The organism is bacterium, from assembly GCA_023150945.1.
In the GTDB taxonomy this organism is placed as follows: domain Bacteria; phylum Zhuqueibacterota; class Zhuqueibacteria; order Zhuqueibacterales; family Zhuqueibacteraceae; genus Coneutiohabitans.
Genome location: JAKLJX010000004.1, coordinates 238,369 through 252,440 on the forward strand (window position 1 = coordinate 238,369; position 14,072 = coordinate 252,440).

Genomic DNA, 14,072 nt, shown 5'->3' on the forward strand with positions numbered 1-14,072 from the left:
GGAAGTTTTGCAAGAGGGATGACGGAGCCACCGGGTAGGGCCCCGTCTGACAAGTCGAGTGGCATGGAATGAGCGGAGGGGAATCCCTCCGGCTGACCGGGTTGCCCCAGAAGTCTCGCCCTCCGCTCATCATGGAGGCCCCCCAGCCTGCTAAAGCATGTGTGATGAAATTCCCCGGCCATCGCCCCTTCCCCAAAAGAAGAAAGGGGAATAATCTGATCATCCCCGGGTCGAATGTCAGACAATTCGCCCTTTCAACTCCCCGCAGAATCCCCATTCTTTATCAGTATAGTTGCTCGGGGAGGGTAGAAAATTTCACGTCATTTTGAAAAAAATTGAAATCTTTAGCGCGCCAGCACGACGTAACCGCTGGCAACATTGCTGCCCTTTTCCTGCAAGGAGTAGAGATAAACTCCCGGCAGCAATTCACGGCCGCGTTCATCACGGCCGTTCCAGTGCATGCGTTTCCCGCTGTGGCGGCTGTCGGTGAGCAGGGGGATGCCATTGGCATCGAAGATATGTAAGGTGGGGTTTTCAACATCCAAGCCGGAGAAGTCGAACTCAACCACGTCGTTGAAGCCATCGCCGTTGGGAGTGAAAGGATTGGGGCGAACCACCAGTTTGCCGGACAGAACCCGGGTTTCGGCGATTTGAATCAGCAATTGCTGCTGGTTGTTGGTTTCGTTGGCCTCCCGCAGCGCATCAGCCGGATCGCACACCAGGCTGAGCGTGTGGCTGCCCTTTTCCTGAAAGATGAAAGCAACCGGCAGATCAATGTCGCGGCCCGGTGACAAGCTGGCCAAAGTTGTATCCCGCCAGACTTGGCCGTCGGCCAGGAAGTGAATCTGAATCCCCGCTGCCGGGACGCGGGCCTCGAGCCTGACGCGGCCACGTACTTGGCCGGGTCGGCCCAGAGAAAACTCGCCGACCGGCACCAACTCGACCGCAATCAAGTCCGGCAAGGATTGGCCAACGGTGAAGAAGGAGGACACGACCGCGCGGTTGGGCGGAGTGGACATGTCCTCCGCCTGCACCTCCAGCGCCACGCGCTCGCCCGGCTGAAATTCCTGAGCCGGTTGATAGTGCACGGCATAGGCATTGGCCGCACCCGAGATTTGCGGCGCAACGTTCGAACCATTCACCCGGAGTTGAATGGAGCTGCGCTCGACACCCGCCCCTTCATCCCGCACCAGAAACGAGATGCTGGTCGAGCCCGGCACCTCGGCGGCACCAGTGGCTGGTGTCAGGTCCGTAACAAATGGCGGGGAAATATCCTTCACGATTTCGAATGCAAACGTGTCAGGCGGCATGACATTGGGCGGCGCGGCCAAGTCCTGGGCATTCACCACCGCCGTTACTGTGGCATTGAAAGGCCAGGGAATTGGCGGCTGGTAGGTCAGCAGGAAATCGCCGGGCTGGCCAGTGATGGTTGACGAAACCGCCTGGCCGTTAATGGTCAACTTCAGCGCATTACGATCAACGCCACTGCCGTTATCGACGACGTGCACTGAAACGCCGGCAGCAACCGGCACGTTGGTGGCGCCGGGCGCCGGGCTTTGGCGCGTGGCATAGGGCGGTTCCAAATCGCGATCAAGCGCAATCACGAAGTAGTACGCGCGCGCCAGTTCGTTGGGCGTACTGGCCCGATCGCGGCCGCGGAGATGCACAAACACCGTGTCGCCCGGCCCGGGTTCCACCGGCATGCGATAGCGCAATTGGAATCCTCGCGGGATTTCAGTGACGATGGGCGCAACGGCTTGCTGGTTGATCAACATAACGATGCCATCGCGCTCCACGCCGGTTAAATCATCCTCCAAACTGGCGCGAATCTCGATGTTGCCAGGCACATTGGTGGCGAAGGGCGCGGGAAACAGATCCATCAACCGCGGCGCCAATGAATCGCGAATGGTCGTGAACGAGTATTCCTCCGCCGGCGCGAGCGCGTTGGCGGGGAAAACCAAATCCCTGGCTGCCAGCCGCACGGTGACGGTTTGATTGTCACGAAACGCGCGGGCAGGAAGGTAGCGCAAAAAGTACTGCGCCGGCGTGCCGCTGATCTCGGGTTGCACTCTTACGCCATCGAGGCTCAGTACGATCGTAGTGCTGTCCACGCCGGAATCCACGTCGCGCACCGAGAGACGAATGTCGGTGTCCATTGCAATGTTGCGGCTGTTGCGGCCGGGAATGCGTTCTGCGACAAACGGCGGCAAGGTATCCGGCCGCGTGCGAAAAGAGTAGGCCACGCTGTCGGCATTCGCGGGCCGGTTGCGGTCCGCCGCAACGACGCGCACGCGCACCGTATCGTTCAAGCGAAAAGGCGAGGCGGGTCGATAGACCACGGCATAGGTCCGCGGCGAACCCGTAATCACCGGCGTGACCGCGACGCCGTTCACCTGCATGCGAATGCTGGCCGAATCGACCCCGGCGAGTTCATCCACAATCTGCAACTCGATGGCGGTGTGCGGCGGCACTTCGGTGGCCTCGGGCGCGGGATTGAAGTTGATGAACGTGGGCGCGCTGACATCCAGCGGCGGAGCCGCAGCAATGCTCACCTGCACCGTGTCGCTGTGAATCAACCCGCCACTTTGACCTGTTAGGATGAGGCGATAGTTTCCCGCAATCAAATCGCGACTCGTGCGCAGGGTGAGCGCAGAACGCTGGCCGGGCAAGATCCGGGCGGGCGCCAGGCTTCCGGTCATGCCCGGAATGGCGGGCGCAAAGGAAAGAGCAACCTCCTGATTGAAGCCGGCGAGCGCAGTGATCGCGACTTCAAAAGCCGTGGAATCTCCGGCGGTGAGGGCGCGATCTCGCGGCTGAACCGCAATCTGGAAATCAGGCACTGGCGCGGGAGCAACCTGCAAGCGCACCTCGTCACTGCGAGTCAAGCCTCCGCCCTTGCCCGTCACAAAGATGGGATATTCTCCAGCAATCAAGTCGCGATTGGTGCTCAGCGTGAAGGTGGACGTTTGCCCGGGAAAAATCCTTTCGGGCATAAAGCGACCCTCAATGCCAGGAATAATGGGCGAGAAAGAAAGCTCGACTTGCTGGTTGAAACCATCGAAGGCATTGATTGAGACTTGGAAATTAGCCGTCTCTCCGGCCGTGAGAGAGCGAATCGAAGGTGCCGCCACTACTTCGAAGTCCGGGATGGGGACTGCACAACTGGGGATGAAGATCGAGTCAGTTATTGTCTTCGTAATTTGTGGCAGCGCGGAGACCTGTACCGTCAGATTCAACGTGGTATCAGCCGGCGGACATTGCGCCAAAACCTTCCACGAGGCTGTGCCGTTCTGAGCTGGGCCTAAGGTGGGATTCGCGAGCAGTTTGGTAGCTTGTTCATCAAAGGCCAGCATCAAGCCGGGCGGCAGAAGCAGCGTGGCCTGTACTGCACTCACGGTTTGACTCAGGCGATTATTGACCAGCAAATTGACTTCGAAGGGGTTGGGCGAAAGTGCACCGCCAATCGCGCTCAGACTGCTGGCGGCAGCCAGGTGCAGGGTCAATGGCGCACCAACGTTGCTGGCGACATCTCCGATGCCATAGTAGGTGGCAATGACGCGGCGCTCTCCGGATTGGAGATACTGCTCATCCCAGCGCAGGAGCACGGCGCTGTCGTCGTACACGGTGTCAACCGGCGTGTATTCCCACGCCACGTTCTTCAGGCGGGAATGAATTCCAATGATGAAGAGATTCGGCTGCACGGCACCGTTGCCGTTCAGCGTGCCTTGGGCGACCAATCCCAGCGTATCTCCCGGCCCACGCGTCGTCTCGAAAGCTTGGAAAAATTCTGGAATGGCAGGGGCGGTGTAGATGGTCTCTTTGCGGCTATAGCCGAAGCGGGTAAGGATGGACGCCGCGTCATTGCTCGCAACTTGAGTATCGAGGTGGAGGAGCACGCCGACGAGATGGGGAAGAGGGGAGTTGTTGACGATTTCATATTCAATGAAGATGGCGCCGGTGGTGCGGCTGAATTGCACTGGCGTCAGGCGCTGCGTAATCCTTACGTCACCGGCGGCGTATTCACATCGAATCGAGCCGCCTGTGCGTTGCGGCAGAGCTGCCACTGCCAAAGGCTCGGCGCCACTATTGTAGGGGATGTTGCTATGAGTTTTGCCGTCGACCCGAACGTTCAGGTGGGAGCTGTAAGAAGATTCGCCGAAGCCGAAGAGCAAACGCTTGGTGGGCGTACCGATCGTGAAAGCGCCGGCCACGGTAATTTCCCAGGGGCGGTTCTTGTTCGTGTCGCTTGCCGCCAGAACCTGCACCGTCACCAAGCCATTGCCCAGCAGCAGGGAATCAGCGGTGAGGAGGGGCGCGCCTTTCGCGCGCAGCGCGAACAGATTGCCCTGCGCCCAAACTGGCACGCCGCACAGCAGTCCGCCAACCAACAGAGTGCGCAACGCATGTTGAAACACCACCCGCTCCTCCTTGCTGAGCCACGAACCTGTCGCGTTGTGAAGCATGTTGGCGTTTCTCAACGCGGGGCAATGTACGCTCCCAGGGCTAGCAAGTCAAGCGGAAATCCGGCAGCGAGAAGGGGGTGGTGAGGTGTGAGCGAGGGAAAACCAGTGTCCGTTGCGAAATCGCGAGCGTCTGAGGCCATGTTCCCGCAACGGCTTGGCCGTTGCCTCAAACTCCTCAGCGTTCCCACGACACCCGAAGTTTTGGAAACCACGGCTCAGCCGAGGTGGGAACATGCTCAGACGGACACCAACTAACGACGGCTGGCGGCGCTGCGGCTGAATTCACCAGCTCTGGCCGGCTCGGCACTGTTTTGGCCGTGTGCCAAAGCCTTGACGCCACCGTCTTCACTCATCGAGCAATTGCCGTCAAAGCGCGCACCATCATTGACCATCAGCTTGGCAGTCTTGACGTCGCCTTTCAATACGGCGCGACTCTCCAGCACCACTTTGCCGCTGGCAAAAATTTGCCCATTCACCAAGCCGCCGATAACGGCGTTCTTGGTGCGGACTTCGCCGCGGACTTCGCCGTCTTTACCCACCACCAACGCATCCGTGGTGAGGATGTGACCGGTCACGCGGCCATCCAGGCGCATGCTGTTTTGCACTTTGATGGTGCCGTCGATCACCGTACCCTTGCCGATGATGGTGTTTAAATCTCCTGATCTGCCAGTATCTTCCATGACGTTCTTCGGGGGTTGTGGAGTTGGGGTTCGCGGCGACACGGGTTTGGGATTGAGTGGTGCCGGCCGGCTGGCAAGATGCGGCGTCTCAAAATCCCGCAGGTCTCGCCGGTGGCTGGTCTCAGGCGGAGGCTCGCTAGCAGCGGAATCGCCGAAGAGCCTGCGCAAGAATGAAAATTTCATGGCGTGGTTTCCTCATCGTCCGGCAGCCGCTTCGTGCCGCGACAGTACTTCCATGTTCATCGCACTGGGGCGATTGCCGCGGCTGGAATTTTCAGGCAGGGAGGCCGCTTTGTCGTCGTCGCTCATCGAGCATCTGCCCTCGAAAACTGCGCCTTCGTCAATGACCAGCCGGGAAGTCTTCACTTCACCATGTACAACCGATTTGGCCTCCAGTACGACCTTGCCGCTTGCCAGGATGCGATTGCGCACCCGGCCGCCGATGATGGCATTGCGCACACGCACTTCCCCATCGATTTCCCCTTCTTTTCCGACGATCAATGCATCACTCACTTGCACATTGCCGATCACCTTGCCATCCACTCGCAAGCTGCTTTGCACGGTGAGGGTTCCTTCAAAAACTGAGCCACGCCCGATAATCGTATTCAGTTCACCACCGCTGCGTTCGGCTTCAGCATTGTCCTTTCTTGTCAACATAGCAGGCTCCTTTGTTCGATTGATGACCATGATAATTACCCACGAGGAAAGAGAAGTGAAGAAAGAGGCAACACAAAAAAGCTGGCCGCCAATTCAGCCGCAGCGTTGCTTTCCTGTGGTCGGAACGTCTTGGTCCGCATGACTCGCACAATACAGGTCGAAGGCGCGCTAAGGGGTGAGGCCGGGTTGCTGCTGTCCTTGAAATTTCTGCGCCAGCGCCAAGGTGGCACCGATGAGCACGGCCAGCAAGATCGAATATGCTGCGACACTGCCCAGGTCGAAATCGCGCAGCTCGGAAAAGATGGCCACAGAGAGTGGCCGGTTGGAGGGCGTGAACAGCAGAATGGAGGAGACGAACTCGCCGAGCGCGATCACGAATGCCGTAACCGTCCCGGTGATGACGCCGGGCAGAATCAGCGGCAGCGTGACGCGGCGAAATGCCGTCCAGCCGCCGGCGCCCAGATTTTTGGCCGCCTCATCGAGTGCGGGATCCAGTTGCGCGTGCGCGGCGGCCGTGGCCCGAAATTGAATGGGCAAATGGCGAACAAAATAGGCCAGCACCATAATGGCAGAAGTTCCGACCAGCGTGTGGCCGGCGGTGAACCAATGCGGGGTGATGAACGCCACGATCAAGGCCATTGCGATCACCGTGCCCGGCACCGCCCAGGGCAGCATCACGCTGATCTCCAGCAGTCCGGCCGTGCCGGGCGGTAGGCGTTTGCCACGGTGGGCGACCAGCACGGCGGCCAGCGCCATGACTGTGCCTAGAGCCGTGGCCGTGGCTGACATCCAAAGACTGTTCATCCAGGGTTCCGCAGTCTTGCGGCTGCGAAACAGCTCGAGAAAGTTCTCGGTGGTGAAGGTGTCCGGCAGAATCGCCGAAGTCCACGTGCCGTTCTTTACGAAGGCCATGAGCAAAAGTGTGAGCTGCGGCAGCATCAACAAAAGGGTAATGACACTCCCGGCGACGGTCAAAGCGAGTTTCTGCCAGCGGCCGGTCAGCACTCTCGCGGGCGCGGCCACGCCCTTGCTGCCGCGGCCCAGGGCGTGGCGATTGCCGTACCAACGCAGAATAAAGACGAACACGATCGAGATGCTTGCCAGCACCACCGACTGCGCCATCGCGAGCGGCAGGTCGCCCTTGAGTTTGGCATTGTAGATTTCAAGTGACAAAAAGCGCCAATCATCGCGGAAAAGATAGGGCGCGGTGAAGCTCGCCATGGAATTCATGAACACCAGCATGGCCGCGCCGATCAAGGCAGGCCGCAACTGCGGCAGGATGACGCCAAACCACAACCGCCAGCGGCTCGCGCCCAATCCCAGCGCAGCTTCTTCCAGTGCATGATCCAGGCCGGCCAGCGCGTTGCGGGTCAACAAATAGAAGAACACGTAGAAGCTGTAGGTGTGCACCAGCAGAATGGCAGGCACGCCGCGCATGACCAACGGCGGTGAGGCGGTGGCAAGCAAATGCTGCAGCGCGCGCGGTACGATACCGGTTTCATCCATGAGAATGAAGAAGGCGATGACGCCGACCAGCGGCGGCAGCAGCATCGGCAGTGTCGCGAGTACGCCAAACAGCTTTTGTCCGGGGAATCGAAAGCGCGTAAACAGCACCGCCAGCGGCACGCCCACCAATGCGCTCAGCAGGACGCTCAGCAGTGAAATCTTCAAACTACCGGACAAGGCCTGCAAACTCTCGGGCGAGCGCAGGCTGAAAAAGCGCGCAAAGTGGACGAATGAGAAACCCTTACTACCGGTCTGGGGATCGACCGTCCGCAGGCTTTCGAGCAGCATCGTGCTCAGCGGAAAATAAATCGCGAGCGCCAACACCGCGAGCAGCGCCGCCACTGCGGCGAACGTGAAGGGATGTCGCTTGAGCAAAGTGCGGGAGATTTTGAATTGCACAATTCGAATGGACCGGCGTTGCCAGCATCAGGGCACCGGCGTGGTCAAGCCGGCGCGTCAGCCTGCAAACAAGCGCAAATGCCGGCGCGGAATCCGCAAATTGACTTTTTTACGATCGGCTTCAACCCAGGCTTGCGGCCCGAGCAAAGCGTGTTTGACTTCATCGGAAATGCGCGCGCTGCAAAGTCCGCCGTCAACGGTGAGCTGCGCCAGCCAGTGCGTGCCGGCGTACTCGAGGCTGTGCCACTGGCCCTCGATCAGCACCTCCTCGCCGGCGGACGCATCGGTTTCTCCCAGCGTCACATGTTCCGGCCGGAAGGCCAGTTGCACTTCGGCGGCCGCGGGCAATGTCTCCGGCGCGCCGGAGAATTGCACCTGCCATGATGCGCCTTTGATGGTGAAGCCGGCTCCTACTGAACGATCGACGCGGCCGCTGAGCACATTGGTCGCGCCGATGAAATTCATCACGAACAAATTCGCCGGGTCTTTGTAGATTTGTTCCGGCGTACCCACCTGCTGCAAGACACCGTGATTGAGAATGGCGAGGCGATCGGACAGCGCCAGCGCCTCTTCCTGATCGTGAGTGACATAGATGGTGGTAATCCCCAGGCGGCGCTGCAGGCGCTTCAACTCGCTGCGGGTGGTGTAGCGCAGCTTGGCATCGAGATTCGAGAGCGGCTCATCCAGCAGCAAGATTGCGGGTTTGATGGCGAGCGCGCGCGCCAGCGCCACGCGCTGTTGCTGCCCGCCGGAAAGCTGGGTGACCGGCCGCTGGGCCAGCTCATTCATTGCCACGAGCTGCAGCGCCTCGTGCACATGCGCCGCGATTTCGGATTCAGGTCGTTTGCGCGCGCGCAGGCCGAACGCGACGTTTTCAAAAACCGTGAGGTGGGGAAACAGGGCATAGCTCTGGAAGACCATGCCGGTGTTACGCTGATTCGGCCGTTTGGCGGTGACTTCTTCGTCATTGAAGAGTATCCGGCCGCGTTCCGGCGTTTCAAATCCCGCGATCATGCGCAGCGTCGTGGTTTTGCCGCAGCCGCTCGGCCCGAGCAGGCTGAAGAACTCACCTTCGGCGATGTCCAGATGAAGTTCTGCCACGGCCGCGACTGCGCCGAACGATTTCTCAATCCCTGCCAGCCGAACGCGCGCCATGCTAGTGCTTTCCTCGATTGCGCAGATTGGCATCCCAATACTGTATCCAGGCTTCCGAGCTGTCGGCGAAGAGCTGCCAATTCATGGGCAACGCCGGAAACTGGGCGGGATCGGTTTCCGCAGGAAATTGCGAGAAGTCCAGATCTTTGCGCGCGGGAATGCGCCAATAAGCACGCGCGGCATGAAGGAAAGATTCGGGCGAGGTGATGAACTCGTAAAATTGCCGTGCCAGTTCGGGATGTTTGGCGCCGGCAATGATTGCCAGGCCTTCCGGCACCAGCGGCACGCCGCTGCGCGGCACGACATAGTCGAAGGGATAGCCGTAGGTGTTGGCCTGCAGCGGCACATCGGGATGATTCCACAGCGTGAACGCCGCGCCGCCGCGCGCCAGCGCCAAATAAAGCAGGGCGGGATTGGCGGCATAGGATTTGGTGTTGGCGTCCAGCCGGCGGAGCCAGTCAAAACCGGCGGCAGTGGAGCCGGTTTCGCGATACGCCCGGTAGATCATGGTGAAAAAAATCGCGCGCATGGTGCCGGAGGCGAGCGGATCACGCAGCACAATCTGATCTCGCCATTTTTCCGACAGCACCTCGTCCCAATCCTGCGGCGCGGTCGCGCGCGTCAGCTTGTCGCGGTTGAACATGATGATTTCGGGCGTGATCCAGGTGCCGTACCAATGGTCTTGCGGATCGTGAAACGCCGAATCAACCGCGGCCGCCCAGGAGGGACGATAGGCTTGCAGCAACCCCTCGCGCGCCGCCTGCATGAACGTGGGCGCTGGCGCGCCCCACCATATGTCACCCTGGGGATTGGCTTTCTCCGAGCGCACGCGATCGAGCACATCTTGTGCACCCATGTCGAACCAATCGACTTTCACGCCGGGATGGGCGGCCTCGAAGCGCCGGGCAAAATCCTCCAACAATTCCTTGCCATGCGGCGAATAAACCACCAGACTTTTTTCCGATTGACTGCCACAGCCGGCAGCGAGGAGGGAGAGAAGTAGGAGATGAAAGAGAGAGAGTCGCAAGTGCTTTCCCTTCAGCAAGAGTACCACGAGGTATTGGCATTACGGGCCGGGGAACCCGCAGTGGGAACGCGGCGGTGCGTGCGCCCGCGCGCCGCGGCGTTCGGCCATGCCGACTGCCCCGCGAGTGCTGGCGACCGGCGCTGGTGTGCTGCCGCGTTGTCGCTGCCGGCAAGATTCAATCATCCGCCGCCAGTTCACGGCGGAACTCGCAGCGCAACGCCGCCGAGTAGCCGGCCTGTCCGCCGGCATCCACACATTTCAAACGATATTCGTAGAGGCCGGTGCGCTCCGGGTAATCAATGAAATGATAAACCACGTCATGGGTGCTGGTGCCGGTCGCCGGCACGAATCCAACTCTCGCAAACGGCGCAGCAGAAGTGGCGTCGCGACGCTGAATCTCAAACCCATGCAGGTTGTCTTCGCGCGCAGTTTCCCAGCGGATTTCCAGACCCTGGTCAGCGCTGCGGCGGACCTGCCAGCTCGCGAGGCGCGCGCCGCTGGCCGAGGCACGCCAAACCATCTGCCAGCCCGCCTCGGCGCGTTCAGCCCGGCGGCCGATGCCCGCATGCTGAAGCGCATCGAAATTCCACAAGCCGAGTGTACCGCGATCTTTCAGCAGCGGCCGCGCCGGTTGAAAGCCAGCCGGATGATAACGCGGCCAGGCGGAAATGCGCACATCGTCAACCTTGCCGGCGAAAGGCGAGACGCCTGAAACGCCGCCGAGGTTCAAAGCAAAACGCCCGGGCCAAACCGGCGGAGCTGGACAATTCATGCTTGCGAGCTGCATGCCGTCAAGAAACAATCGCAACTGCGGCGCTTGCGCCTGGGCGCGGTCGAAAACCAAAGCCAGATGGCGCCAACCTTGGACCGCATTGTTCGCGACCGCGGTCAGCACAACGGACGAGCCGGGCAGAGCCAGTTCTGCCACATAATGCCCGGCCGCCTCGCGCTGCAACCGGCAAAAGAATCGACCGGTGCCGGACTCCAACAGCGCAAGCAGCGGGGCCGGCGCAGACGATTCTTCCGTCTGGAACCAGAATTCAATCGTGAAACCGGGCCAGTTAGCCATGGCCGCAGTATCGGCGCTCAAGCCAATGGCGGCGCGTTCAAGCCTGCGCAACGGCGCTTGGGAGAAAAAGTCGAACCACCCTCCCGCATCCTGTTGTTCGACGACCACCGGCCCGGAAAAGGTCAGGCAGCCGTCGCTGCGCCACGGGGTTTGAGTAGAAAGGGGAAGGACAACCAGGGCAGTCAGGAACGTCGCGATCGAAACAACTCTCTTCACCGGCGCTTGCTTCTCCACTTTTCACATGAAGTTGATCTTGCTTGTCAGGCGACTTGAGGGGGGCGGCACAAAGGAGGTCGAGTCTAATTTCAAGCCGCGTTAAGATAGAAGAATCGTGCTGAGAAGCAAGCGCTATTTTGCCTACAGCCAGCCGTTCTCGCGATACCATTCCACGGTTTGCTTGAGGCCCTCGGCGAGCGGAATTTCCGTGACAAAACCGAGTTGTTGTTTGGCCTTCTCACCGGAGAATGCCCAGCCGGCTTGCCGCATTTCACGAATCTTGTCGAAGTTCAACAGTGCCGGTTTGCGCACGATCTTGGCCACCAACTCGCTCACCGCGGCCACCACCGGCGTCACCGCCTCCGGCACGGTGATCGCAATCGACTTTTTGCCCAGCGCCTGTGCGATTGCCAGGCCGAGTTCGTTCCATTCATATGGCTCGGGGTTGGTGAGGAAGTAGGTTTCGCCGATGGCCCTGAGATGGGTGCCGGCGAGCAGGATGCCGCGTACCAAATCATGCACATGAATCAGGCTGGTCCAGCGTTCGCGCCGGCCCGGCCGCAGGCGAATGCCGAGATCGACTTGTTTGAAGTAGTTGTAGACGTCGCGGTCACGCGGGCCATAGACGATGGGCGGTCGCACGATGGTGATCGGCATTTGTGAGCGAAACTCGGCGCAGGCCAATTCACCGGCGTATTTCGATTTGCCATAGACCGAAACCGGCTGCGGAGTTTCCCCCTCGGTGCGCAGTTGTTTGCCGCGGCTGGGGCCTGCGGCCGCGATGCTGGAAACGTACACAAAGCGTTCGAGTTCCCGGGCGTGGCGGCTGCACGCGCGCAGCAAGGCCGCCGTACCCTCGCCATTGGCGTGAAAGTACGCGGCGCTGGTCAGCTCTTTGGTGACGCCGGCCAGGTGAAAGACGTGAGTGGCGTGGTGCAGGGCCTCCGCCAGCGCGGCTTCATTGAACAAGTCGCCGTAAACGTAATTCACCGGCAACTGCTGCAGCCACTTCAGCGAGCTGGTCGGCCGCACCAGGCAATAGACCTGCTCGCAGGCGTCGGTCAATCGTTGTGCCAGAAAACTGCCGATAAAACCCGTGCCGCCGGTGATGAAGGCGATCATGCTTCCTCCGCTCCACTTGCATTGGTTCAACCTCACAGCCACGAATTCGTCACCACTCGAAGGAGCGGGAACTGCCCAGCGCAATTCCCGCCAACAGGGCAGCGGCAAGATAAGCAATTTTTCCCGGTGATGTCAGCAAAAATTCCGGAGGCTTGACTGCACCACTTGCCGTGTCATGCTGCCAGCATTTTTTCCGCGAGAGCACGGAACAGATCCCGGGGATGATTCTTTGCAGAGCGACCCTCACGGGGCAATCTCTTGCGCGCGAATCAACATTTCCCCAACGGCTTGGCCGCCTTGACTTCCTGCGGCATGCTGCTTATCTTCCGCCATCCCTCGGCAATCGCACTCGCATGAAAGGATCAACCTTGTCACACCTGTATCGCCGCTGTTTTCACGTGCGCCACTATGAGCTGGATTTCTTTCATCACCTGAACAATGCCGTGTTCGTGAAGTACATGCAGGAGGCCGCGATTGAGGCTTCCACTGCCGCGGGCTACAGTCCCGCCTGGTATCGCGACCACGGCGTGGGCTGGGTGATCCGCAAGCTGGCAGTTCGCTACTTTCAGCAGGCGGTGTACGGCGACGAGATCGAGATCACCACCTGGGTGTCAGACATGAAGCGGGTGACTTCCCACCGTGAGTATGTGCTCACGCGCGGGCGCGATGCGGCCGTGATTGCCCGGGCCCGGGTCAATTGGGTTTATGTCGATTTGAATACGGGCCAGCCGGTGCGCATCCCCGCAGAATTTCAGGCGGCTTTTCAACCCACCAACGTGCAGGAACCGCTCTCCGTCCACATTCGGCATGCCCCGGAGATTGCCGACGCCCATCGCTACGAGAGCACGCGCCGCGTGCAGACTTATGAAGTCGACACGGTGCAACACGTGCATCACGCGGTTTATTTGCATTGGATCGAACAAGCGTACTTTGACGCCATTCGCGCCGCCGGCCATCCCATCGAGAAAGCGCGCAGCTATGGCTGGAGTGCGCTGCAGGGCGGACATGAGATCGAGTATTTCGAGCCCGCTTTCGACAACGACGCCTTAAGGATCGTCAGTTGGATTTGTCACCTGAGCCGGGTGCGTGGGGCCTGGTGGCATGAGATCTACAACGCCGGCACCGGCCGGTTGCTGGCGCGCGATTATTCGCTCGGTGTGTTCGTCGATCAACGCGGCAAACTCATGGTGCCGCCGGAAATCATTGCGGAGGTGGTGCGGGGGCCGGGTGCGGCTGGGGTTTGACTCGCGCCGGCGGTTTGGCCTGCGATCTGCGCCCTGTGGTTAAACCTGCGATACAGACCTGCGATTCAAACCTGCGATTCAAACCTGCGATTCAAATCGCAGGCTGCTAGCGGAAGTTGGCTGAAGCCAACTGAGTCTTGGAGGATGCTCTGTGTGGGGATTGTGCGAATTGTATTCAACCTGCGATTCAAATCGCAGGCTGCTAGCGGAAGTCGGCTGAAGCCGACTGAGTCTTGAACGACGCTCTGCGTGGGGATTGTGCAAATCATATTCTGCGATTCAAATCGCAGGGTGCTAGCCGAAATCGGCTGAAGCCAACTGAGTCTTGAACGACGCTCTGCGTGGGGATTGTGCAAATCATATTCTGCGATTCAGATCGCAGGGTGCTAGCGGAAGTTGGCTGAAGCCAACTGAGTCTTGAACGACGTTTTGCGTGGGGATTGTGCAAATCATATTCTGCGATTCAAATCGCAGGCTGCTAGCGGAAGTCGGCTGAAGCCGACTGAGTCTTGAACGACGCTCTGCGTGGGGATT

9 protein-coding genes are annotated in these 14,072 nt (G+C 60.0%); 1 reads left to right on the forward strand and 8 read right to left on the reverse strand.

From position 1 onward, the window contains the following. Positions 1–344 precede the first annotated feature (344 nt). The 8 genes from L6R21_07725 to L6R21_07760 form a co-directional block, all read right to left on the reverse strand. A complete protein-coding gene (locus tag L6R21_07725; protein MCK6559075.1) occupies positions 345–4,463 on the reverse strand; it encodes a gliding motility-associated C-terminal domain-containing protein in 4,119 nt (1,372 codons plus the stop codon). A 251-nt stretch (positions 4,464–4,714) separates the two neighbouring features. Beyond that, positions 4,715–5,143, reverse strand: a complete 429-nt coding sequence (locus L6R21_07730) for a polymer-forming cytoskeletal protein (protein MCK6559076.1) — start codon at positions 5,141–5,143, stop codon at positions 4,715–4,717. Between the two features lie 195 nt (positions 5,144–5,338). After that, positions 5,339–5,800, reverse strand: a complete 462-nt coding sequence (locus L6R21_07735; GenBank protein ID MCK6559077.1) for a polymer-forming cytoskeletal protein — start codon at positions 5,798–5,800, stop codon at positions 5,339–5,341. A 168-nt stretch (positions 5,801–5,968) separates the two neighbouring features. Then, the gene (locus tag L6R21_07740; protein MCK6559078.1) at positions 5,969–7,705 is read right to left on the reverse strand and encodes an iron ABC transporter permease; all 1,737 of its coding nucleotides are present in this window, start codon (positions 7,703–7,705) and stop codon (positions 5,969–5,971) included. Between the two features lie 57 nt (positions 7,706–7,762). Next, a complete protein-coding gene (locus L6R21_07745; GenBank protein ID MCK6559079.1) occupies positions 7,763–8,860 on the reverse strand; it encodes an ABC transporter ATP-binding protein in 1,098 nt (365 codons plus the stop codon). A 1-nt stretch (position 8,861) separates the two neighbouring features. Continuing rightward, positions 8,862–9,887, reverse strand: a complete 1,026-nt coding sequence (locus L6R21_07750; GenBank protein ID MCK6559080.1) for an extracellular solute-binding protein — start codon at positions 9,885–9,887, stop codon at positions 8,862–8,864. 175 nt (positions 9,888–10,062) lie between these two features. After that, a complete protein-coding gene (locus L6R21_07755) occupies positions 10,063–11,172 on the reverse strand; it encodes a LamG domain-containing protein (GenBank protein MCK6559081.1) in 1,110 nt (369 codons plus the stop codon). Between the two features lie 141 nt (positions 11,173–11,313). Further along, positions 11,314–12,294 (reverse strand): NAD-dependent epimerase/dehydratase family protein, encoded by a 981-nt coding sequence (locus L6R21_07760; GenBank protein MCK6559082.1) that lies wholly within the window; start codon positions 12,292–12,294, stop codon positions 11,314–11,316. A gap of 368 nt (positions 12,295–12,662) precedes the next feature. Between L6R21_07760 and L6R21_07765 the strand changes: the two genes are divergently transcribed. Next, the gene (locus tag L6R21_07765) at positions 12,663–13,538 is read left to right on the forward strand and encodes a thioesterase (protein MCK6559083.1); all 876 of its coding nucleotides are present in this window, start codon (positions 12,663–12,665) and stop codon (positions 13,536–13,538) included. Positions 13,539–14,072 lie beyond the last annotated feature (534 nt).